Annotated in this window: 37 protein-coding genes; 34 read left to right on the top strand and 3 right to left on the bottom strand. The window is 46.7% G+C overall.

All coding sequences use genetic code 11. The features are described 5' to 3' along the window. Positions 1-317 precede the first annotated feature (317 nt). The gene (locus R7070_RS04540; protein ID WP_276444932.1) at positions 318-1,088 is read right to left on the bottom strand and encodes a hypothetical protein; all 771 of its coding nucleotides are present in this window, start codon (positions 1,086-1,088) and stop codon (positions 318-320) included. Positions 1,089-1,111: 23 nt separating this feature from the next. Continuing rightward, entirely contained in the window at positions 1,112-1,774 is a 663-nt protein-coding gene (locus R7070_RS04545; RefSeq protein ID WP_318141110.1) for a LexA family protein, read from the bottom strand. Positions 1,775-1,850: 76 nt separating this feature from the next. Here R7070_RS04545 and R7070_RS04550 point away from each other — a divergent pair, with 76 nt between their 5' ends. From R7070_RS04550 to R7070_RS04610, 13 genes are all read left to right on the top strand, one after another. Next, positions 1,851-2,042, top strand: coding sequence for a Cro/CI family transcriptional regulator (locus tag R7070_RS04550; RefSeq protein WP_169578452.1), 192 nt, complete (start codon positions 1,851-1,853; stop codon positions 2,040-2,042). 27 nt (positions 2,043-2,069) lie between these two features. Beyond that, on the top strand, positions 2,070-2,579 hold the full coding sequence (locus R7070_RS04555; protein WP_318141111.1) for a phage regulatory CII family protein: 510 nt from the start codon (positions 2,070-2,072) through the stop codon (positions 2,577-2,579). Further along, positions 2,576-2,767 carry a hypothetical protein gene (locus tag R7070_RS04560; protein WP_318141112.1) on the top strand — a complete coding sequence of 64 codons (192 nt, stop codon included), beginning with the start codon at positions 2,576-2,578 and terminating at the stop codon, positions 2,765-2,767. The genes R7070_RS04555 and R7070_RS04560 overlap by 4 nt, the downstream gene beginning before the upstream one ends. Before the next feature lie 180 nt (positions 2,768-2,947). Beyond that, positions 2,948-3,121 carry a hypothetical protein gene (locus R7070_RS04565; RefSeq protein WP_318141113.1) on the top strand — a complete coding sequence of 58 codons (174 nt, stop codon included), beginning with the start codon at positions 2,948-2,950 and terminating at the stop codon, positions 3,119-3,121. Further along, entirely contained in the window at positions 3,121-3,321 is a 201-nt protein-coding gene (locus tag R7070_RS04570) for a hypothetical protein (RefSeq protein WP_318141114.1), read from the top strand. The genes R7070_RS04565 and R7070_RS04570 overlap by 1 nt, the downstream gene beginning before the upstream one ends. Continuing rightward, on the top strand, positions 3,318-3,947 hold the full coding sequence (locus R7070_RS04575) for a hypothetical protein (RefSeq protein ID WP_318141115.1): 630 nt from the start codon (positions 3,318-3,320) through the stop codon (positions 3,945-3,947). Before R7070_RS04570 ends, R7070_RS04575 begins: the two co-directional genes overlap by 4 nt. Beyond that, complete coding sequence (locus R7070_RS04580; protein WP_318141116.1) at positions 3,938-4,927, top strand: helix-turn-helix domain-containing protein; 990 nt, start codon at positions 3,938-3,940, stop codon at positions 4,925-4,927. Before R7070_RS04575 ends, R7070_RS04580 begins: the two co-directional genes overlap by 10 nt. Positions 4,928-5,093: 166 nt before the next feature. After that, positions 5,094-5,795, top strand: coding sequence for a phage antirepressor KilAC domain-containing protein (locus R7070_RS04585; protein ID WP_318141117.1), 702 nt, complete (start codon positions 5,094-5,096; stop codon positions 5,793-5,795). After that, positions 5,792-6,037, top strand: a complete 246-nt coding sequence (locus tag R7070_RS04590) for a hypothetical protein (RefSeq protein ID WP_318141118.1) — start codon at positions 5,792-5,794, stop codon at positions 6,035-6,037. The genes R7070_RS04585 and R7070_RS04590 overlap by 4 nt, the downstream gene beginning before the upstream one ends. Next, positions 6,037-6,483 carry a hypothetical protein gene (locus tag R7070_RS04595; protein WP_276444921.1) on the top strand — a complete coding sequence of 149 codons (447 nt, stop codon included), beginning with the start codon at positions 6,037-6,039 and terminating at the stop codon, positions 6,481-6,483. The genes R7070_RS04590 and R7070_RS04595 overlap by 1 nt, the downstream gene beginning before the upstream one ends. 10 nt (positions 6,484-6,493) lie before the next feature. Beyond that, entirely contained in the window at positions 6,494-6,799 is a 306-nt protein-coding gene (locus R7070_RS04600; protein WP_014232321.1) for a DUF4406 domain-containing protein, read from the top strand. A 10-nt stretch (positions 6,800-6,809) separates the two neighbouring features. After that, on the top strand, positions 6,810-7,781 hold the full coding sequence (locus R7070_RS04605; protein WP_318141119.1) for a DUF968 domain-containing protein: 972 nt from the start codon (positions 6,810-6,812) through the stop codon (positions 7,779-7,781). Between the two features lie 739 nt (positions 7,782-8,520). Continuing rightward, complete coding sequence (locus R7070_RS04610) at positions 8,521-8,898, top strand: hypothetical protein (protein WP_318141120.1); 378 nt, start codon at positions 8,521-8,523, stop codon at positions 8,896-8,898. Between the two features lie 71 nt (positions 8,899-8,969). On the opposite strand, the gene R7070_RS04615 is transcribed toward R7070_RS04610, so the two are convergent. After that, the gene (locus R7070_RS04615) at positions 8,970-9,344 is read right to left on the bottom strand and encodes a hypothetical protein (protein WP_318141121.1); all 375 of its coding nucleotides are present in this window, start codon (positions 9,342-9,344) and stop codon (positions 8,970-8,972) included. A gap of 288 nt (positions 9,345-9,632) precedes the next feature. On the opposite strand from R7070_RS04615, the gene R7070_RS04620 reads away from it, so the two are divergent. The 21 genes from R7070_RS04620 (at position 9,633) to R7070_RS04720 (ending at position 21,683) form a co-directional block, all read left to right on the top strand. Further along, the gene (locus R7070_RS04620) at positions 9,633-9,983 is read left to right on the top strand and encodes a DUF4258 domain-containing protein (protein WP_318141122.1); all 351 of its coding nucleotides are present in this window, start codon (positions 9,633-9,635) and stop codon (positions 9,981-9,983) included. Between the two features lie 12 nt (positions 9,984-9,995). Further along, positions 9,996-10,454, top strand: coding sequence for a helix-turn-helix domain-containing protein (locus R7070_RS04625; RefSeq protein ID WP_086584844.1), 459 nt, complete (start codon positions 9,996-9,998; stop codon positions 10,452-10,454). 123 nt (positions 10,455-10,577) lie between these two features. Beyond that, positions 10,578-11,267 (top strand): hypothetical protein, encoded by a 690-nt coding sequence (locus R7070_RS04630; RefSeq protein WP_318141123.1) that lies wholly within the window; start codon positions 10,578-10,580, stop codon positions 11,265-11,267. Between the two features lie 70 nt (positions 11,268-11,337). After that, positions 11,338-11,628 carry a hypothetical protein gene (locus R7070_RS04635; protein WP_318141124.1) on the top strand — a complete coding sequence of 97 codons (291 nt, stop codon included), beginning with the start codon at positions 11,338-11,340 and terminating at the stop codon, positions 11,626-11,628. Next, complete coding sequence (locus R7070_RS04640) at positions 11,561-11,968, top strand: D-Ala-D-Ala carboxypeptidase family metallohydrolase (RefSeq protein WP_411912987.1); 408 nt, start codon at positions 11,561-11,563, stop codon at positions 11,966-11,968. Before R7070_RS04635 ends, R7070_RS04640 begins: the two co-directional genes overlap by 68 nt. 40 nt (positions 11,969-12,008) lie before the next feature. Beyond that, complete coding sequence (locus R7070_RS04645; RefSeq protein ID WP_318141126.1) at positions 12,009-12,272, top strand: hypothetical protein; 264 nt, start codon at positions 12,009-12,011, stop codon at positions 12,270-12,272. Positions 12,273-12,383: 111 nt separating this feature from the next. After that, positions 12,384-12,626 carry a hypothetical protein gene (locus tag R7070_RS04650; RefSeq protein WP_318141127.1) on the top strand — a complete coding sequence of 81 codons (243 nt, stop codon included), beginning with the start codon at positions 12,384-12,386 and terminating at the stop codon, positions 12,624-12,626. Between the two features lie 340 nt (positions 12,627-12,966). Then, a complete protein-coding gene (locus R7070_RS04655) occupies positions 12,967-13,326 on the top strand; it encodes an HNH endonuclease signature motif containing protein (RefSeq protein WP_318141128.1) in 360 nt (119 codons plus the stop codon). A gap of 358 nt (positions 13,327-13,684) precedes the next feature. Beyond that, positions 13,685-14,137, top strand: coding sequence for a phage terminase small subunit P27 family (locus tag R7070_RS04660; RefSeq protein WP_276401669.1), 453 nt, complete (start codon positions 13,685-13,687; stop codon positions 14,135-14,137). A gap of 2 nt (positions 14,138-14,139) precedes the next feature. Further along, on the top strand, positions 14,140-15,873 hold the full coding sequence (locus R7070_RS04665; RefSeq protein ID WP_318141129.1) for a terminase large subunit: 1,734 nt from the start codon (positions 14,140-14,142) through the stop codon (positions 15,871-15,873). After that, positions 15,870-16,031 (top strand): hypothetical protein, encoded by a 162-nt coding sequence (locus tag R7070_RS04670; protein ID WP_213896984.1) that lies wholly within the window; start codon positions 15,870-15,872, stop codon positions 16,029-16,031. The genes R7070_RS04665 and R7070_RS04670 overlap by 4 nt, the downstream gene beginning before the upstream one ends. Then, on the top strand, positions 16,024-17,223 hold the full coding sequence (locus R7070_RS04675; protein WP_318141130.1) for a phage portal protein: 1,200 nt from the start codon (positions 16,024-16,026) through the stop codon (positions 17,221-17,223). The genes R7070_RS04670 and R7070_RS04675 overlap by 8 nt, the downstream gene beginning before the upstream one ends. Next, positions 17,216-17,830, top strand: a complete 615-nt coding sequence (locus R7070_RS04680; RefSeq protein ID WP_276444895.1) for an HK97 family phage prohead protease — start codon at positions 17,216-17,218, stop codon at positions 17,828-17,830. Before R7070_RS04675 ends, R7070_RS04680 begins: the two co-directional genes overlap by 8 nt. Positions 17,831-17,862: 32 nt before the next feature. Next, positions 17,863-19,059, top strand: coding sequence for a phage major capsid protein (locus R7070_RS04685; RefSeq protein ID WP_318141131.1), 1,197 nt, complete (start codon positions 17,863-17,865; stop codon positions 19,057-19,059). A 61-nt stretch (positions 19,060-19,120) separates the two neighbouring features. Continuing rightward, positions 19,121-19,333, top strand: coding sequence for a hypothetical protein (locus tag R7070_RS04690; protein ID WP_318141132.1), 213 nt, complete (start codon positions 19,121-19,123; stop codon positions 19,331-19,333). Further along, positions 19,326-19,658, top strand: coding sequence for a head-tail connector protein (locus R7070_RS04695; protein WP_318141133.1), 333 nt, complete (start codon positions 19,326-19,328; stop codon positions 19,656-19,658). Before R7070_RS04690 ends, R7070_RS04695 begins: the two co-directional genes overlap by 8 nt. 6 nt (positions 19,659-19,664) lie before the next feature. Further along, complete coding sequence (locus tag R7070_RS04700; protein ID WP_318141134.1) at positions 19,665-20,015, top strand: phage head closure protein; 351 nt, start codon at positions 19,665-19,667, stop codon at positions 20,013-20,015. 18 nt (positions 20,016-20,033) lie between these two features. Further along, positions 20,034-20,471, top strand: coding sequence for an HK97-gp10 family putative phage morphogenesis protein (locus R7070_RS04705; RefSeq protein ID WP_318141135.1), 438 nt, complete (start codon positions 20,034-20,036; stop codon positions 20,469-20,471). After that, positions 20,468-20,854, top strand: a complete 387-nt coding sequence (locus R7070_RS04710; RefSeq protein WP_065274622.1) for a hypothetical protein — start codon at positions 20,468-20,470, stop codon at positions 20,852-20,854. The genes R7070_RS04705 and R7070_RS04710 overlap by 4 nt, the downstream gene beginning before the upstream one ends. A gap of 15 nt (positions 20,855-20,869) precedes the next feature. Next, complete coding sequence (locus R7070_RS04715) at positions 20,870-21,316, top strand: hypothetical protein (RefSeq protein WP_318141136.1); 447 nt, start codon at positions 20,870-20,872, stop codon at positions 21,314-21,316. A 16-nt stretch (positions 21,317-21,332) separates the two neighbouring features. Then, complete coding sequence (locus tag R7070_RS04720; RefSeq protein WP_318141137.1) at positions 21,333-21,683, top strand: hypothetical protein; 351 nt, start codon at positions 21,333-21,335, stop codon at positions 21,681-21,683. Positions 21,684-21,739 lie beyond the last annotated feature (56 nt).

Genomic DNA, 21,739 nt, shown 5'->3' on the forward strand with positions numbered 1-21,739 from the left:
AGGCTTTAGGTTGTGCCCTTAGTAAGGGCATTCCCGTTCCCATCCTTGGATAGTCACTTCCGGTCACCGTTTCACTTTTCGTCGTAAGACAGACATAGGCAGAAACGCTCCGGTGCAGTGGTTATTCGCCCCACCAGCTGCTGGGGTAAGTCGTTTGATATCGTTAGTAAGAAAACTTACTTGCCAAGATATTAGTAAACTTACTTTTATCTTGCAAGAAAAATATAAGAAAACTTAATTGAATGCGAGTGGGAGTAAAAAAACCGCCCGAAGGCGGTTAGTGGTATGTGTCATTTTATGTGTAACTAGGTAGGGTGTTAGTCGACTTTTTCGTAGAACCCAACGTCATTCCAGACAGCAATGTCCGCATCATTAAGAGTTTCTAGCGTGTAGTAGGTGTATTTATCTGCATCTTCATACCACCTGTATCGTGTTTCTTTAAAGCGAAGCATCTCCATTGGCATTCTAATGTTCTTCTGGAAATCCTTTATATTTCTGTTTGCAGCGAATGCACCACCTGTAAATTCCACTCTGTTAAATCCTGCACCAACAGTTTTAGCTGTTATATCGTGTTCCCACAGGGTTTCCCTAATAATTGGACCGTATGCATCTCTCATCTTAGGGAATATCTCTTTTTGTTTTCGAGATAGAACTTTCCGGAACTCTGCCATTGTGGCCTTGTCGTTTTCGTCAAGAGTGTATGTGTCTGCTTTTTTAAGCATATCTGCCCAGGCGCTAAATAAAAGAACCTCTAGCTTGATAACTGAATTATCGATTTTTTTGGCAACGGAATGCTTTTTAATGCTTGTGATTTCTTTAGAAAAGGCATCAAAGAACTGCTGTTTTGTTTGTCTTGTAGGTGGCGAATCAGTCTTTGTTTTGGAGCTGGAAGGTGTCTTGCTGGCTGAAGAAGTATCAGTTGATGAATTATTGCTACTGAGGAATGGGATTAGCAAAAATAGTATCAGGAGTATGCCTATCCACCCTCCTAGTGAGGATTTCTTCTTAACCGGAGCACCACAAGTCGGGCACGTTGGTGCTTTCGTACTGACTTGGTTGCCGCACTCCTTGCATGATTTCATTGCCATCTAACATTATCCTTTTTAATTTATTATCTAAGTTTCCATTTAGCATCTACCACCACGCCAATGATCTTACAGTTTCCATTGATAGGGATAGGTGCATACATAGGGCTTGGGTTAAGTGGTTTTAAAAAGTTGCTTCCTGCATCCATAATAAGTTGCTTAAAAGTTACTACGTTCTCGTCTTTAAGCTTTGCTACTACAAATGACTTATTTCTCGCTTCCTCTTGTGGATCTATAAGGATGTACATTCCATCTGGGAAGCTAAGGCCAGATGGTGTGGTCATTGAATCACCTACGACTTTAACCCAAAACGATTGTTCACTTACTTTCTCAGTTGTATCCATCGTTTCTTCAATGCTCTCCCTCGGATAAGGCTCGATAGCCTCCATCCAAGCACCGGCGGAAACCATACTAATAACCGGAAATGATTTTTGCAAAGAGTGTGATTCACCGACGTGAGCTACATTGTTTTGATTACGATCACCTTTACCAGTTTCAAGCCAGTGAGGGTCTACACGCAGCTTTTTGCACAGAGATAGTAGGTTCTTTCCTTTTGGGGTGGTTTCGTTCCGCTCCCAAAATACGATCGATGTAGGGGTAACTCCTATGCTAGAGGCTACCTGTTTCTGTGTAAGTTTGAGTTCTTTCCGAACTCTGCGAATTCGATCGCCAATCGTTTCAATACTCATGTTAGTTATCTTACATTTACTTGACGTAAGTTTTCTTATGCTGTTAAATATTAGAAAACTAATATTTGAGGTCAGCATGAGTAAAATTCTTCCACCCATCAGAACTGAAGAAGTTGTTAAATTTTTCGGTTCAAAGCAAAAGGTTGCTGAAGCAGTTGACACTACTCACTCTGCGGTGAGTCAGTGGGGGGAGTTTGTTCCAGAAAGCCGCATATATGAATTCCATTTTTTAATGAAGACTCCAGCTTGGAAAAGAAGCTGTAAGTAATCGTATTAAAAATCAAGGAGAACTCCAATGACCCACACACAAAGCAGGGGGAAATTCCCTCGCTTCTATGAAGGCGTTATTCGTTTTAAGAACCACCACAGCCTGCGCGCCATTGCGTTAAGGCTTGGTTACTCAGAAGTGGATTACAGCAACCGACTAAAGAAACGCTTTAACACCAACCAACCTGAATCAAAGTTGTTTGTTGATGATGTTATCGCGTTCACCAAAGAGTCTGGCGACTACAGCATGATCGACGGCTTATGCAAAGAGGTAGGGCTGTGCACACCGATGCCGTTTAACTACAACTCCCAGGCAAACCTCAACACCGAATTTTTGGTCGCTACTAAAGCGCTTGGTGAGATGGCCGAGCAGCTTAACGTAAGCAAGCTTTCTGCCAATGGGGTTAGCCGTTTGTCTTCATCCATTCATACGCTGGTGGCTTCGGCAATGACGATTGGTTACGCAGCAGAGAGCCGCTTTGGTGGTATCAGCATGGCCATGATGTTTGGCGATATGTCGTCGGGAGTTTTGTCATGAATGTGATGGAAACGCTCAACACGATAGAGCAGCTGGCGCAGATGTATCGCAGTTCTATTGCCCTGGAGCAGAACGCTGCGGTTAAGCAACAGCTGGAGAAGGAAGCACTAAAGGCGATCAACGCAAAGAGCCAGAGATATTTGGCACATCTGGAAATGGAAAAGCCCCAACAAGCGGCAACTTGTTAGGGCCGTGAATCAACAAGCAAAGGTGAGATTCAATGGAAAGAGTAACACAACAGCGCCATCGCGCAAGAATTAAGGCCGTCTTAGTTTTTGATAACTACGTCTATTTCGTAGCAATGAAACCAGGCGATTGGAAATGGGTAAGTAAACGAACTGTAAGCCGAATGACACAGGAGCAGGGCTATGGAATTAAGTGAGCGTTTAAAGCAGGTTGATCACCTCCGTCGCGCTGCGATGGGGGACGCCAAGTTTAAGGCGAGTGCCAAGCAGCATGAGTCGGCATTAAAACCAAAGTCACGATCTCTGGCAAAGAGTAATCCACGCAGTTCGTTTGCGGACTGGGCAGGGGGTAAGTGATGTATTTTTCTGCTGCGTATTTTGACTTAGACGGCCAAGAGCTAACAACAGGCGGTTTCTCGCTGCTTACTCGTTCTCGCTACAAGGCTGTCGTGGATGCTCAAACTATTACTGGGTTCATGCTGATTTTATTTGCTAAGAACTTTGCTGTGTTGGGGAAAGGTAAGGCGCGTTTGGTTGTGGGGAAGGTGGAAGCATGAAAGTCACCCCAATGATCTTTAATACTGAAATGGTTAAAGCGCTTCTTTCTGGCCGCAAGACAGTTACGCGTCGTCCAATCAAACGAATCGGTGAATTTAATTTTGTGGTAGAGAACGGCCAAACAAAGGAACGTTATGTTACCGATGAGAATAACCCTCATCAAAAGTGGCTTAAGTTCCCGATTAACATCGATGATCTGATTTATGTGCGTGAGACGTTTCGTATATTCAACCATTCAGACGAATGTGGATGCTCTGAACACTGCTATTGCCCACCGACGGGAACACCTATTTACTTTGCCACTCATGATGATGGTGAAAGCAAATGGAATCCATCAATTCATATGCCTCGTTGGGCTAGTCGTTTAACACTTCGAGTAACTGACGTTCGTATTGAGCGAGTCAAAGAAATCACTGACGAACAAGCTAGAGCTGAAGGCTGTTGGTATGGAGTTGGTGGTGGGGAAGTCGATTTGGCCGTGCCTCCTCAGGATCACTTTCCAACCTTATGGGATTCAATCTACCAGAATTGGGATGAAAACCCTTACGTCTGGGTAATTGAATTCGAAGCTATTCACCAGAACGTCGACAAAGTTGTATCTGAAATGGGGGATGTATGTCAGTAAAGGTAATGAGCTACGTTTGGGACATTCCGAGTTTTAAGGGTTCTGATAAGTTGGTGATGCTTTGCCTAGCTGACCATGCAGATGATAGCGGCCTTTGTTGGCCGTCTATCGATACCATTGCTCGTAAATCTGGTGTTTCACCTACTACCGTTAAATCGACGCTTAAGAAACTGGAAGCTGCCGGATGGTTATTCAAGAAGAACCAATTCAAAAAGGCTGATACAGGTCGATTAGTCCGTTCGAATAACCAGTACCAATTGCCTGTAATGCTGTTGAAAAAGAAGGCAGATGAACAGACAGATTTTGAACAGTCGAATTTCGTCTGTTCGAAAGACGAACGTTCGAAACTCGAACAGACGAAAGAGCATAGGGGGGTAGGTCAATTTGAAGGGGGGGGTAGGTCGGAATCCGGCTATAAACCACCAATAGATCCACCAATAGAACCATCAAGTAAAGATCTTGCTCCGAGCGAACCGCTCGAAGCCGAACCAGCGCTATTTGAAATTCCTCTAAGTCGCAAAGGGCAGGTTCTTGGTGTGACCCAACTGGATATTCAAGAATACACAGAAGCGTATCCGGCGGTTGATATCAGACTTCACCTGAAACGAATGATCCTGTGGTGCAAGAACAATCCCCAAAAGCGCAAAGCAACTCAGAAAGGCGCAAGACGGTTTATTCAGAACTGGCTGGCCAAGGAGCAAGACAAAGGGCGTAACTTGCCGCCAGAGCAGCAACCGCAGCAAGCCAAATCGGATGGTGACGAGATCAAATCTAAGGTTCGTCAGCTTGAGATGGACATCGACAACGAGAACCAGCACCTGCTGCGCGTGATGAACTATGGCGGGTCTGAAGAGGCGATCCAAGCCAGTAAGAACAAAATCAAACGTCTGTCGGACGAACGCAGGGAATTGTTAGACCAGCTAGCGGAGGTGGATTCAGATGGTGGAGAAGTTAGTTGGCGTGATGGTTTCGCGGCCTAAGGTTTGGGTACCTGGAGAGCTTTGCAAGGAGTTAGGGATTTCTGCTTTGGAGTTAACTCAGTTGATCGCCAAGGCTCGCAAGCAGGGTGTGGAAATACATCGGATGTCGGACACGAGAACCGGCAGCACAAACAAGATTTGGATAAGGGCCTAGGGAGACAGGCAAATGTTTGAGTTAAGTACTAACACAGAAATGACGATGAGCAGTCGAGAGATTGCAGAACTGACAGGTAAGCGTCACGACAATGTAAAAGTAGACATAGCCAAGATGCTTGATGAGCTAAATTTAGATGCCCTCAAATTTCAGGATATCTATTTTGACTCCATGAATCGTAAGCAAACGGAATACAGGCTCGATAAAGATCATACCGAGTGTTTGTTAACAGGTTACTCCGCCAATCTTCGCATGAGAGTGATTAAACGCTGGCATGAGCTAGAAAAACAAACTCAGCTTCAAGTTCCGCAATCATTTGCTGAAGCACTGCAGTTAGCCGCTAACCAAGCCAAGGAACTGGAAGAAAAGAACCAGGCATTAGCTATCGCAGCACCAAAGGCAGAGTTTGCAGATGCTATCGCGGGAGCGGATAAAGGCGTGAAGCTTGGTCAGTTTGCCAAAACGGTTGGTTTGGGGCCTGTCACTATTTTCCGTGTACTACGAGAGTTAAAGATCTTCATGAGCCGAGGAGACTCTTACAACTTGCCGTATCAAGACTATGTCGAGCGTAGTTACTTTACGGTGAAGCAGGGCACTTACGAAACTAACTCCCAAACCAGAATAAGTCACACAGCATTGATCACCGGAAAGGGTGAAATCTGGCTGCGTAAAAAGCTTCTTGAAACAGGTCATTTAAAGGCGGTGGCAGCGTGAACAAGCTAACAATCAGCGTTCTTCCAGATAGTAAGGCAGTAGACGCGCTCATCAAGTGTTATTCATACAAAAAAGTGTACGTGCATGATGGTGGTCAGTACTTCGTTGAGCAATTGAAGCCTATCGGAAAGGGGCGGGAAACACGACTTCAAGCAACGTTAACACCAATCTCTAAGGAGTGGGAACACCTTCAAAAGTCATACGAGTCAATTTTTGGTTTATCAACGAATGAGGGGTTTTGATGACTAAGTTTGTAATTGGTGTCGATCCGGACTCTGACAAAAATGGTGTCGCAATTTTTAATGACGGTGTGTTGGTTAAGCTGGAGGTAATGTACTCGCATAAGCTGTATGAGCTTTTAAAGGGCTTACGCACTGCTGGCACTATCACGGTCTCTATTGAGGATTTAACTGGCATGGGCACATTTCAACAGCGTGTCAGTCGTGCTACCAACATTAAAACCGCGCTCAAGATGGCAGAGGGTGTCGGGAAGTGTAAACAAGCTCAAATAGAGACAATGCGTATTTGTGACGAACTGGGTATTCGAGTGGTCACGCAAAAGCCATCAAAGCGTTGGAAATCGCAAGAGGAAAAGAAATTATTTGAGCGCGCCACAGGGTGGAGTAGCCGCAGTAATGAAGAAACGCGCAGTGCTGCATTTATGGGATTTTTGGAAACAAGAAACTGAAGGGATAGTTGTGAAGAAGGTTTACATTGCAGGCCCAATGACGGGATTACCAGAGTTTAACAAGCCAGCGTTCTTTGCGATGGAAGATGAGTTGAAACGCCGTGGGTGTATTGTCATGAACCCCGCTATTCTGCCGGATGGATTTGAGTGGGAAGAGTACATGCACATTTGTATTCCAATGCTAGCCTGCTGCGACACGGTGGTGTTTTTGGATGGTTGGCAGCTATCGAAAGGGGCTCGATTGGAATACGACAAAGCGGTCGAGATGGGTAAGCAGCTGGTTACTAAGCCATTGCTTGAGTCTAAAGTCGCCTAAGGTAGGGAAGATGCTTAAAGTCAGCTTGGATGTCGTCCCGACACTGAATGCCGCACTCATTCCGCTAAGCCCAAATAAAGAGGCCATTCAACGTTTGCTGGTGGACGGTAAGATAGGTTTAGTTTCTCCCAATCAACGTTTGACTACAAAGACTACTGGAGGGTTGTCTTCGGATGACCTCTCTTTGGTGGCGTTCTTCGCTCATGAAGATGTGCAACTGCTTATCGGTAGTACGGCTAAGTATGTTGATACGATTTCCGAGTGTCAGCTGAAGGATGAAGGATACTGCAATCATAATTTGAAAACACGAGTAACCGGCGAGGGAGCGATTCGTTTGTGTTGGCATCACGACAACATGGCCGATGACAGTCACCAGGCGTTTTCGATAGCTCGAAAGAATACGGTTCGCCACGGTCTGATGGTTGTCTCTCGCCAGCTGCATGGTGAAGTAAGGCGCATTACAGATGTTGATTTATGCTGGTGGACCGTTCGCAATGACGTGTATTCGTTATTGCCGCAGTCTGTTCTCGATCGTCAGTTCAAAAGAGAAGAGGGCAGTAAGCGAGTGGGTGTACTGGGGAACGTGGATACAGATGCCAGGTATGTATTCGAAGGTCAGCGTGAACAACTACAACGTTTAGCAAAGCCAGTTCTGAAACTGGTCATCGATGCCGATCCACCAGCGATGTATTTGAGAAAGCCAAAGCCAATCCGATGGGAGAGCGAAAAGTACTTATCGTTCGTCCGAAAGCTACCTTGCCGAGTATGCGGTAAGACTGCAGGTATCGCCCATCACCTAATAGGTCACGGCGAAGGAAAGATGGGCAGTAAGGCCTCGGATATGTTCACCATTCCTCTGTGTCATGATCACCACCAAGAGCTTCACCGCGATGTGAACAGCTGGGAACGTCAACACGGCGATCAGCTCTGGCATGTGAAAGAGACTATTAATAGAGCGTTGGTTGTTGGGGCGGTGGGGTAACAAAGGAAATCAACTATGACCTATGAACAGCTAGATAGCTGCTACAGTATTTATGTTTGGAAGTCCAATCTGCTAACTTAGCTCTGTAGATAGAATACTAATTACAACGACGTATTTGGATAGTTAACAGTAAAAATGTCCGGTTAAATTGATACAATTAACCTTAGATGTAAAAAAATTCCTAAAAAAAGAAAATTTTTCATGCCGTCTAATCGCGCTGTATAGCATCAGATTAAACAAAATGTGATGAGAATACCTTCTCTCATTGTTGTGTCTTAATGTGTATTACAGCGTGTTATGTGCATTATAATGAGCACAAAATGAGATGGTTGTTATCACATGTTAGTGATAACTGGTGGTGATTTATACAGCGGTTGACCAGGCAAATGACCTGAAGTAAATTTAGGTTGTTCCCACCAAATGTGGGACATTTTTAATCGATTAAATCAAAAAAGCTTTGGCTGATTACCAGAGCTTGTTGCTAGGGCTGATTACCCTAACTACGCAACATAATTAAGCCGCCATCCCAAACTGGCGGCTTTTTTATTGTCTGCAAAAAAGTTACCCACAGAAATTATCAAACTTATCCAGTGTTTAGGAGTTGCATTCTTAAATGAGCTGAAATATCCTTATATCTGTTGGATGTATTTTGTGCTTAATCACCACAAAAATACCAACATATAGTGTTTTGACTAATCATCAAAACTTATACATAAATTTGTTTGGGAGAAATTACCTAATGGGTATTTCTAAATCTGTGTTAGGCCTGGTCCAGCCTACTAAAAAATGTGGATCACATCTCGTCACTCTTTCCAACGATGAAATCACTTCGATTTCAAAAGTCTTAGGTCTTAAATACAAAAAGACTCTAACCTTTGTAGCTGTTGCTCAGAAGCAAGGTATTCGCACCGATGAGGTTCGATTGTTTGCTGATTGCAGTAACGTTCCGCAAGCTGCTATCGATGCAAACAAGAAGCTCATGAATTTTGGTTTGATGTTAGTTTGTGATAAGCCATCACATGGTGCTAGCAATTCAGGTTTCCATTACTGGTACTTGGTTAAAGCCCCTATCATGTATCTTTCTGTTGGTATGGCCGTTAACGACGGTCGTATGTAAGAGTTTAAGAGTGTATGCAAGCCTCAGTTCTACTGGGGCTTTTTTGTTTTAGGTAGTAAGAAAAATTTCCTTCACAGCCAAACCACGTTGTTCTTTGTGTCTTGGTCTGCGTTCTTATCTAGGTAATGCTTTACGTCTCCATCATAAAGAAGAATGAAGCACTTCCCGTTTAAGTACGTTCCTACCAGGTAGTGGTATCTCGGGATGGTATAAACAACTTTGTACCCGTCATCATCAGAGCATAAAGCAGACATATCCATAATCTTGAGTCGTCTTACACCCACGACGTTTGCCACTTCCATAAAGCCGCCAAAAGGGATGGTCTTCCAGTCACCATTAGCCATTAACACCGATACTTTATCTTCGGTGCTGTTGTAACCGCATGGGCCATCAGGTCCAATTCTGTATATGCGGTGCCCTACCAGGCTTTGAATCGTTTTGTACATTTCAAAAAGGGATTACCGTTTAACTGTATAAATGCACAGTATTATATTGTTCGGAATGGCTGTCCATACTTAGATTGGTAAATTAATGTATCTTGGTGATACATTATTGACATGTGCTGGTGTTTGTATCATCATGATACAGCATACAAGGAGCGGCGGTTATTACCGTAAGTACATAAAAACTAGATTAAGGTAATGGTTATGAGAGTAGATCGAATGAAGTATCCGTTTAAATTAACGTGTCGTGTTATGAGATAACTCTACTATCACGACATATTGGGAATAAATATGTCTGAAAAACATAGTGTACCAGCAGCGGTAGTTGAATTTCCGTTGCAGCCAAGAACTGCTCTGCAGTTGATTAACTTACTGGCTAATGATTACTCGAGCAGAGTGAGGATTGGCCAACACACCAAACAAAGAATGCAGCAAAGAGGGATCACGACTCGAGACATATTTAATGTGTTGAAGAGTAATAGAACGGTCATGCTTGATGGGCCGAATGAAGAGGCTAAGCAAGGTGACTACTCCTGTAAACTCAGGGGCGTAAGTTCTGGAGAATCCATCACGGTTGTTCTTCGTTTGAAATCGGTTGACGTCGAACCGTCGGCCAATACGATTACGGTCTATATGACTTGAGAGACGAATAATATGTACCATTATAACGAGTGCGGCTTAGATAATGTCTATCTTGAGAATGGATACACAGTAGAATACGAAGATGGTGAAGAGTTTGTTAGCTTCGATGATTTTGAAGGTATCCATAGAGCAATAGCAAAAGCTATCTGTGAGCAGGGATCATGGTTGTCGAGGGAGCAATTCAAGTTCCTCAGAAAAGAGATGAACCTTTCACAATCAGCTTTAGGTAGTTTGTTGTTCTGTGATAGACAAACAATTGCTAGATGGGAAAAAGGTGAGTCACCGATTTCTCAGGCGCAAGATATTCTATTGAGAGCTATTTATGTGGAGTCTATTAACGAGACGAGCCACGTAGCAATGATGATTGAGTCACTTGCTGATGCGGACGCAGAAGAAGCGTTAAAAGATCTTGTACTGCAAGAAGATAAAGATGGTAAGTGGCATCGCATTGAAGCACTGGAAACCGCTTAGAAAATAGAATGATTTAACAAAGCCCCTTATCTGAGGGGCTTTTTAGTTTCTGGAGGACTAGGAAAGACACTGTTTAAATAAACAGCTATCATGAGGCCGCTATCAATAAAGGAGAGTGACTTCATGGGTTTGTGTGTAAACATCGAAAAGTGGCAGATGCCAGCGGCGATCGGTATGGCGACGGAGGCTATTCGTGCTAAGTACAACGAAGGCGCTGGTGGCGGTGGGTTTGGTATGGCTGATATTGAAATGGGCTCTAAACTGGATGCCGGAAAGGTGCTTTCTACATTGGAGAAGATTAATGGCGTACACCCTCACTTATCTGATTGGGCGTTCTTTGCCTATGCTTCGCCACTTTGGAATTCTCAAAGCCTGACTCATCGCTTTATTGAACACCTGCTGAATGACTGGCTCATGGAGTGCTGTTTTACGGGTATTACTCTGCAAGCAAAGGTGGTGAAACGTATCGAAGCTATTCTTCCTTTGGTTGCTGGTGGATTTGCGCTCGAGCAAATGGCAGGCGCTGACGTTCAGTTCGTGGCGGGTGAGGGACACTACAAGCCGGTGGCAAGTCGTACTGCTATTATTGATGCGCTGGTGGAACATGATTGTGTGGCTAACCAGGTTAACTCCGAAACGTATAAGAAAAAGCGCAAGCGTTACTACCAGACCCACTTCGATGCTATCCAATCTCATATTGAGTCCATCAGAACGATATTGTTGGGGTATGACTCATTATGTCAAAAACTCTTTAGGATTGGGGTTGAAAAACAAAACGGGTCAAATTACTATGCAAATATCCAGTATGGATAAATACACATGAATTCTGAAAGCCGCCTTTTTGGCGGTTTTTTTATGCCTGAAATTTGAGTCGAGAGAGCTGATGTCATTCTGTTTTTCTGATGTGTGGCTCAAGCTGCACGACTTCAAAGGCCGTTTAATTGCTTACGGTGGAGGCGGTGGCGTTAGCTTCTTCAGTAATGAAGTGGCAGCAAAAGCCCAACAAGCTGCAGAAACAGCTGCATCCACACCAGATATTACCCTCGCAAACTTAATCTCTTTGGGTGGCTTAGCACTGATAGGCGCCCGTTTTATCTTTGATGTTTATGTCTACTTCGACAAGAAACGCGCCAAAGGAGGTGCTCGTGGCACTTGCTCAAACCAAGAACTTTAACCCCAAAACGGATATCAAATTGAACTGCTCCTGTGGATGTGGGAGCAACAAAGTGAGCCAATCAGCATTAGACCAGCTGCAGAAGGTTCGTGATGAGTTTGGTAAGGCTATGGTCGTTCGCTCTGGCTTTCGATGTGAAAAGCATCCGAGTGAAGCGCGTAAAGAAAAGCCCGGGCAACACTTCAACGGCGTGGCCTTTGATATCGCTTGCAATAACGGCTTTGATCGTCTTCGTCTTGTAGAGATTGCTCGCAAGTATGGCGCGAAGGGGATTGGGATTGCAAAAACCTTTGTTCATCTGGATTGGCGGGAAGGGTTACCCGTAATGTGGACTTACTAACAAGCGGCCAGAACGGTCGCTTTTTTAATGGAGAAAGGAAATGAAAAAACTGTATCAGTTTACGGTCGCAGTGGTGGCTCTGCTGTTTGCGTCTGTCGCTCTGGCGAGTTCGGGAATGATGGAACCTGACACACCCGCTTGGGCTGCAGCTGCATTTGGCTTTGTCGCGACAGTGGTAGGTGTTGTTGCTCAGATTGATGCGCTAGTGTCTGAAGAGTTCAAACGTAAGTGGCCGTGGTGGTTGCGCTGGGTTTGGAATGCAGCTGCTGGCAACTATAAGCACTCACAGAACATCGGCAGTTAGTAATGGGCTGGGCCTCATCAGTCCCGATTATTGGAGCGCTCATCCTCAAAGTCATTGAGGTTTGGGAGAGTCTTCAACGTGCCAAGCAAATAGATCATCAGGAGCAAGAGCATGAAGATATCAAGCAAGATGCTAAAAGCCGCCATGCTCAGCGGTTTGGTCCTAGTAGTGGGCGGATGCACAACAAGCCGTGATGTGTTTGTTCCTCCATGTAAGCCAGTCGCTCCTGTTCTTGAGTGGTATGAGAATGACCTCGGCGGGATTTATTACCCAGAGCGCAGCGTCACTAACCTGATGTTGTACATCGAACAGCTCAATGACTGCATTGACTACTACCAAGTTAATCCTGGTTAGTTCAACTATCCGGTAATTCCGGATAGTTGCCGAGTGTTCTTACTGGCTGCACTTGTTATCCGTTAAGCCAGCATGTGATAGCAATGAATCCGGCATGTGCCCGAGAGGGAGGGATAAGGTTAGGTTGGCGACCTATTAGTGCATAAGTTAGCTAGATGATGAACGATAGGCGGCTGGCTGCCTCAAAGCCAGTTCTAACACCGCCAAAGGCAACGTAGTGCTAGTGATCTGCAACGTCGTCGAGCGTCGCCAGGCTTCGGCCATTAAACAGCAGTGTCCACGGCGGTGACCCTTTAAATATCCTTTGTGTATTTAGTGAGTATTCAAAGGATATTTGGTTATGCCTCCACGTACTCCAAGACCATGTCGTCATCCACATTGTGGTGGGCTGACTAATGACAAGAGTGGTTACTGTGATAAGCACCGCAACACTGGTTGGGAAGTTCATCAAGCAGGCCGCAACCGTCATCAGCGTGGTTATGGCACTGATTGGGATAAGAAGCGCCGCTTCATTCTTAAGCGTGATAAGTATCTATGCCAAGAGTGTTTACGTGGTGGTCGTGCCATTCCCGCCAAAGATGTTGACCATATCAAGGCTAAGGAACATGGCGGAACAGATGAAGACAGCAACCTGGAGGCGTTATGTCGAGCATGTCACAAGGCAAAAACTGCACGGGAACGCATGAAACCACGACAATAAAATGCAAAGAAGTGATCGTTTGTCAGATCAAATTGGCGTTTTGGGTACCTATTTATTTAAAAACCTTGGTGCTGTTTTGTTGGTTGTTTGGTACCTACCCAGACCCTGTCAGAGTCACTGAGACGGTAACAAAAGGCACTAAGGTGATAACACCTCGATTCCATAAGCGGAAAGGCATCAGTGTGATATTAGGTCGTTTGTTATCGCCGTTCTCACGTATAGGGGGGCGGGGTAAATCTCTGTAGCCTTTTCGATGGGGACCGCAGCCTCAGACAAATTTTTATACGCAATAAATAAGGATCTTTTTTTGACGCGCGAGATCACACATTTTCGCGGCTGAGTTTTGAGAGGTATTTGTATGGCGCGAGCAGCTGGAGGTGGTCGCAAAGGAGGCAAAAGCACTTTGCCATCTGCACCTGCCCACGAAGCATTGATAAAAATAGATCCGCCAGAAGAGTTACGTGATGACAACGCACTGGCAATTTGGCAGACACAAAGCCGTGTACTGATGGACAGAAAAATCCTGACTATCGACCATGGACCTTTGTTGTTGGCTTATTGCAATAGCTTCTCTTTGTACCTTCAAGCTGAGTTGGAAGTTTCTCGAGAAGGGCTGACCGTTGATACACCGATGGGAGGACAGAAGAAAAACCCTAGCGTGAATGTTCGCCAGGATGCGTTGGCCAGTATGGTTCGTATTGGCAGTTTACTTGGACTAGACCCGTTATCCATTCGACGGATGACTGGTGGGGGGAGCGGTAGCAAGGACAGCGACGAAAACGAATTCGACGAATTCTTACCAGCGAGATAAGTATGGCTAAGTATCCGAACGTAAACGCCGCCGCGAAGTACGCGCGTGACGTGGTCAGCGGTCGGATCGTAGCTTGTAAGTATGTTATCCAGGCATGTCAGCGACATTTGGATGATCTCGAAAAGAGCAAAAGCAAAGCCTATCCGTACCGGTTTAACAAAGACAAAGCCGAGGGGGTTTGTCGTTTTATCCAGTTGCTTCCACACACCAAAGGCAAGTGGGCAAAGAAGCCTCTCAAAGAACGCCGCATCAGTCTGGAACCGTGGCAGTTGTTTATCCACGCGGCTCTTTATGGTTGGGAGCGAAAGAAAGACAAACGCCGCCGTTTTCGGGTGGCTTACGTTGAAGTCCCACGAAAGAACGGAAAAAGCATCATTGCGGCAGGGAACGGGCTTTGGATGTTCGCCCCTGACAATGAGTATGGCGCTGAAGTTTACTGTGGCGCTACCACAGAGAAGCAGGCTTGGGAGGTGTTTAAGCCTGCTAAGAAAATGGCTGAAGCTCTACCGAACCTGCGTCGCTCATTCATGATTGACGTCATGGCCAAGAAGATGGAACGGCCAGACGGCAGCATCTTCGAACCAGTTATCGGTGACCCGGGTGATGGCTCCAGTCCTCATTGTGCGATAGTCGATGAGTATCACGAGCATGATGGTCCTGAACTTTATGACACCATGTCGACAGGGATGGGCGCTCGCGAGCAGCCACTCATCTTTGTGATCACCACATCGGGTTACAACATCGCGGGGCCTTGCAAAGACTTGCATGATGACTTGGTCAAAATCTTAGAAGGTACCACTGACGACGATGAAGTCTTTGGCATCATTTACACCATCGATGTAGGTGACGATTGGACTGACCCTGCAGTGCTGGCCAAAGCCAACCCCAACTTAGGGATCTCCGTGGATGAGGATTGGCTTAAAAGTCAGCAGTTGCGTGCTATCCGCAACCCTAGATATGCCAACACTTTCAAAACCAAGCACCTTAATCAGTGGGTGTCGGCTTCAAGTGCATTTTTCAACATGGAGGATTGGAAGGCCGCTGAAGATACCAGTTTGTCGATTGTCGATTTTGAGGACAGCTCATGTTGGTTGTCGCTGGATTTGGCATCGAAAATCGATATCTGTAGCCAGGTAATGCTGTTTACACGTAAGGATGAGCGTAACCAACTGCATTTCTACATTTTCTCAAAGCACTACTTACCAGAAGAGACAGTGTTCGATCCAGACACCAAAAACCGCAAGGTCTACCAGAAGTGGGTGGCGACGCCATGGTTGAACAGTGGTGGTAGTGCATTGATTTCAACGGATGGCGCTGAGGTCGATTTCAACGAAATTGGGGAAGACATTCAGAACTTTTCGGATGAGTTTGAGGTGCGAGAGGTTCCACATGACCCGTGGGGTTCGACACAGCTCGCTCAAGAACTTACCGCAGCAGGTATTACAGCAGTCAAGGTTCCGCAAACGACCGCGCACTTATCGCCAGGAATGATAGAACTCGAGGCCGCCTTGAAGTCGGGCCGTGTTCATCATGACGGTAACCCTGTACTCACCTGGATGATGAGTAACGTGGTCAGTAAACCGGACGCCAACGAAAACCATTTTCCTCGCAAGGACAAGCCCGACCAAAAGATTGATGGTGCGGTCGCTTTAATCATGGCGGTGTATCGCGCGCATCTAGCAACGGATGCCTTTGACCCATACGACGATCTAGATGATGAGGATTTATACCTGTGAAATACGTACTCAACCTGATTGGCCTCGCGGGGTTTTCCGCGTTGGTGAGTGGGGTTTATCTCAAATTCGGGTTGTCGGATACCTTAATGTTTGGCGGAACCATGTTGTTGATTTTTGCCTTATTGGCATTAAGAAAATTAGGGGGTCGCCATGCTTGATTTGTTATTTGAAACCCGAACAAACCCAGAAGATCCATCTGTTCCCCTGTCTGAACTAGATCCAGCGGATTGGGGAGGGGGCTCTGGTGTTAGCGTGGAATCTGCCATGGGGTTATCGGCGGTTTATTCCTGTATTGGTGTGCTTGGCCGCTCTATGGGCCAGCTGCCTTTGCATGTGATGCGCCGTGATGCTAATGGCGTCGTTTCTCGAGCAACGGATCACCCCGTTTACTACCTGTTGCATGATGAGCCTAACCCATTTCAAACCAGTTACGACTGGCGTGAATCAGGTATGGTTCACGTCAGCGGGTGGGGGAACCACTACACCGAAATCGTGCGCCACCCCCGTTCGGGTGAAGTACGTGAACTCGGGTTAATTCGGCCTTGGGAGTCCAATTTAACCAAAACCAATTCTGGACGTTACACCTACGCGGTGACCGCTGAAGACACGCTGGCAAGGGCCGTCAGTCCTGAAGATATGATCCACATTAAGGCGATTGGTTCTGATGGCAAAGTGGGGAAAAGCCCCATTGCCCAGTGTCGAGAAGCCTTTGCACTTGGCCTAGAAACCCAAGGTTATGGTAACCAGTTCTTCCGAAGTGGGGGCAAGCCAACCGGTATTGTCTCCGTCAAATCGCAATTAGAGGAAAAGAGCTGGAAACGCTTGCTCGAACGCTGGCGAAAGTCAAAAGTGGAGATGCAAAGTAACGACAACAAAACGTTATTTTTGCCATCAGAGCTGGCGTATCAGTCGATCACCATCCCGCCAGAAGATGCTCAGTTTCTGGAAACGCGAAAATTCAGTCGTTCAGAAGTCGCCGGCATCTACAACGTGCCGGCACACATGATTAACGACTTGGAAAAAGCCACCTTTTCCAACATCTCAGAGCAAGCTATTCAGTTCGTTCGTCACACCATGATCCCATGGGTGGTGAAGTGGGAGCAGGAGCTCAATCGAAAGCTGTTCACTGAACAAGAGCGCCGAGCCGGGTATTACGTCAAGTTCAACCTAAACGGCTTGTTACGCGGCACTGCCAAAGAACGAGCTGAGTTCTATTCGAAAGCCATTCGTGATGGCTGGATGAACCGTAACCAAGTACGAGAGCTGGAAGATATGAACCAAGCCGATGGTTTGGATACCTATCTATTAAGCGCAGATCTTCAACAAAAAGAGGCCAACCCAAATGAGTAAAAACCTCAATGAGATTTTTATCCGCAGTGATGAAATCAAAATTGAAAAACGTGAGGACGGAGAGGAACCACGTATTGTCGGGTACGCGGCCAAGTTCAACACTCGCAGCAATAACCTTGGCGGCTTTGTTGAAGTGATTGCCCCAGGTGCGTTTGATGACGTTCTGGATGACGACGTTCGAGCCCTGTTTAACCATGACCGTAACTTTGTTTTAGGTCGGACCCAATCCGGAACACTCACGCTGACTATTGACGAGGTTGGCTTACGCTACGAGATCACCCCGCCAGATACTCAAACGGTACGAGACATGGTGATTGAACCAATGGGTCGTGGAGACGTAAACCAAAGCTCCTTTGCGTTTCGTTTGCCTTCAGACGGTTATCGATGGGATGAGGGAGAGGATGGGGTATATATCCGCACAATCACCCGCGTTTCAAAACTGTTGGATGTCAGCCCTGTGACCTATCCAGCCTACAACGACACCGAAGCCAGTACCCGTGCCCTTGAAGAAGCGCGCGCGGCTTGTTCTGGCGACAGTGAAGAACAGCGCCAATTGGCGCAGCATCAAGAGCAGCAGTACCGCGATCGGTTGTTGCAAACCCTGTAAAACCTCTCAGTACTTAAACCGGAGAAAGTTGAATGAAATATCATGAAATGAAGAAAAAACGTGACACGATCGCGCGTCAAATGCGTGAGTTGAATGACAAGGCGAAAGAAGAAAAGCGTGCGTTCACTGACGATGAAACCACCCAATGGCGCGGTATGACGTCAGAGCTAGATGGTCTTGATTCACAAATCGAACGTGAAGATCAGCTGCGAGCTCAAGACGAACGCTTTGTTCGTGAAGACGACAACACAAACAACGGTAAAGAGTCACCAACAGAGCAACGCCAGGCTGAGGCCTTTACCAGCTACTTGCGCCATGGCTTTGCGGAGCTATCACAAGAAGACAAAGAACAGCTTCGTGCGTTAGGCACAGCAACAGGGGCTGGCGGCGGTTTTACCGTACCAAAAAACTTTGTGAATCGCGTGGTTGAAAGCATGGCGGTGTACGGTGGTATCGCGAACGTCTGTCAGGTTATCAATACTCAAGATGGCCGCGCGATGCCCTGGGCGGTGTCCGATGGCCGCACTGAAATCGGTGAAATGCTGGCCGAAAACCAAGAAGCGGGTAAAGGTGATCCAACCTTTAGCCAGGTTGAGATTGGTGCGAAGAAAGGCAGCTCTAAAATCGTACTGGTCTCGAATGAGCTACTGCAAGACAGCATGATTGATATCGATGCGTTTGTGGCGCGCCGTATCGGTCAGCGTCTTGGCCGTCTCGAAGCTAGTCAAATCATCACTGGTGATAACACGGGTAACAACCTGAATGGCTTGAACCTACAGGTTCAACTGAAACAAGAAGCTGCGGCAGTCTCTGGTGTGTCTTACGCGGACTTGATCAACTTGAAACACAAAGTGGACCCAGCTTATCGCAACAGCCCAAACACACGCTGGGCATTTAACGATGACACATTCAAAGGCTTCAAGTTGATGAATGACAGTAACGGTCGTCCGCTATGGTTGCCAGCGATTGCCGGTGTTGCTCCATCAACCATTGATGGTGACCAATACGTCATTGACCAGGGCATTGCGGCAGCGGGCGCAAGTGCGAAGTCGGTGTTCTATGGTGACTGGATGTCGTTAGTTCTCCGTCGTGTGACCTACATGAACCTACGCCGTTTAACAGAGCGTTACGCTGAGTTTGACCAAATGGGCTTCATTGGCTTCCACCGTTTTGATGTACTGTTGGAAGATATTGCAGCCATCGCCGCGCTAGAACACGCAGCGGCTTAATTCTAACCATTATATCTAGCCCACCGTTTGGTGGGCTTTTTTATGTAATAAGGAATTGAACATGGCAACCACGAAAGCCAAGACCGAAGAGAGCACCAAAGATTCGACAGAGACTTCGGAGCAACCAAACGGCAATACTCAAGTAAAGTTAAAGATGCCGTTGTGGGACTCAGATAAACAGCAGTCTTTCACGATTGGTGACTTTTACCCGTGCACGGAAAAAGAAGCGCAACGTCTGATTGAAAATGGCACAGCGGTAAAAGCCGATGCTTGATCTGGTTAGAGTCAAAAACCAGTGCAGTATCGATGACGACATTACCGACCATGACACCTTGCTCACGCTCTACCTATCAGCGGCTAAGAAATCTGTTGAGAACTACCTCAATCGGCCAGTTTACTGGACTCAAGAGGAAGTACCGACAGACCCAGAGCAAGTGCCAGAAAATGCCTTTTTGGCCCGAGAGGACACAGAACTGGCGGTGTTGTTATTAATAGGCCACTGGTTTGGACATCGAGAAGCGGTGACAGAAAGCAGCGTCAAAACACTTCCTTTAGGCGTCAGCTTTTTGTTGGATTTTGACCGAGACATTAATTTGTGAGGGCTTATGCAAGCCGGCAAACTCAACCAACGCTTAACCTTGTACAGCACTGTTGAAGGCAAAAGCTTAAGCGGTGCGCCTACGGTCCAACTGGTAAAAACGGCCACGCCCTGGGCTGAGCTGATCACCAGTTCAAGTGAACAAAGCGCAGGTAATGACCGCGAGCAGACCTTAAACGCGTACCAGTGGCGGTTGCGATGGCGCGAAAATATCGAGCCTGGTCATTGGATTCAGTGGCGCGGGCGTTGGATGAAAATCACAGGGGTGAACGATTCGGACCCGCGTCGCCAGGAACTTATCCTGGACGCTGACGCTAACCCGAAATCAACCCCGCCACCCATTCAGCCGGAGCCTTGATTTACAGGAGTAAACATCATGCAGCTTGACCGATGGGATGTATCTGGCTTGAAAGAGTTAGAAAAAGCCCTGACCGATATTGGTGAAAAGGCCGGCTTGCGAACCTTGCGTAAAGCCAGCCGTCAAGCTATGGGCGGTGTGCAACTAGCCATGGCAATGGGGGCAGGTTATGACGCGGTTGGTGGTGATGGTGAGCACATGCGTGACAGCATCAAGATCACCACCAAAAAGATGGACAGTAAGCATGGCGGTAAAGATAACGCTTTGTCCACTCGTGTGGGTCCGTCAAAAAAGCACAGCCAAAAAGCCATTGCCCAGGAGTATGGTACCGCAAGACAAGAACCAGACCCATTCATGCGACCGTCTTTATTTGAAAACCGTCACCGAGTGGTCAATACGTTTCGCACGGTGTTGGCTGTTGAGATTCAAAAAGCGATCAAGAAGCAAGCCAAATGAACCTAGAACAAGCATTAAACGCCTGGTTAACCACGTTGACTGGGCTGGATTGCTATTGGCTGAAACGGCCAGAGAAATCTGATACCGCAGTGGTGTATCGATGCATTACACCCGGTGTTATTCCCGGAAACTTGCGAAAAACAGGGATCCGTGAAGACGTCTACAGCCTGACTGTGTACCACTATGACCCGGACGCTGGCAAACAATTGGCGAACGACATAGTGGATAAGCTGCACGAATTTAATGGGGAGTTAAACGAAGGGACTGCCAGTGCCTACCGAATACAGTCAGCCACGTTAAATGGCGGTTTTGACCAATGGCTGGAAGACGAAATTAAACCATCCACTTACCAATTTAACCGAGATTTTGTAATTAACCACTAACCGGAGACAACACCCATGGCAGTCGCAGAACCTAGCACCTACGCCAAGTTACCCGCTGGCACTCGTATGCTTTACGGGGCTATCGCTGATGAAACCGCAGCACTAACACTGCTTAAAGACGCTAACGCCGTTGGTGTCACTGGCCGAACAACTGGCTTTGTTGAAGCGGAGCGCCTGATCGATACCGAGCGCAAATACATTGCTGATATGCCGGAAGGGCCAGACAAAGAGTTTGTCTTTCTTGATGACCCAACTGACGCCGATTTACAAGCCTTTCTTGACCAGGCGGACACCAACGCCACAGTAAAAATCCGTCTTGAATTTCCCAACGGTCGCTGGGCTGACATGATTGTCGTTCTTGGCGGATGGAGCCATCAAGAGCTAGACAAAGGCCAGCCTATGTACCTGGTGGTGAACGGCAAACAAAACTCAATTGACCGTGGTTACACGGCCCCAGTCTAATAAGGATAATTAACCCATGAATTTAAAAAGCCAACTATTGAAGCCCGCAGAGCTGGTCCCTGTAACTGTCACCATCTTAGGTGGTGAGTTTCCCGTTCGTCGATTGACAGCGGCTCGTTTGAGTGAGCATGACAAGCTGGTGCGAAAGTATCAGGAGGATAATAACGGGGAGCAGCTGAACACTCAGGCGGCCCAATTAGTGCTGGATTCCGTCCTGGATGAAAACAACCAACCTATGTCTGTCAGTGTGAAACCCGCCGATTTGATGGAAGCACATACCCCTCTGGCGATTAACTCAGCTGTTGCCAAGCTTATCCAGATTAACTTCTTGTCGGATGATGCCGAGGACACCGCAAAAAAAGATTAACCGACGATCCGGCCCTTCGCTTTTTCTTTGGTCTGGGTGAAGTGCTGGGCATCGTC

The organism is Vibrio sp. 1557 (assembly GCF_033340175.1).
In the GTDB taxonomy this organism is placed as follows: Bacteria; Pseudomonadota; Gammaproteobacteria; order Enterobacterales; family Vibrionaceae; genus Vibrio; species Vibrio alginolyticus.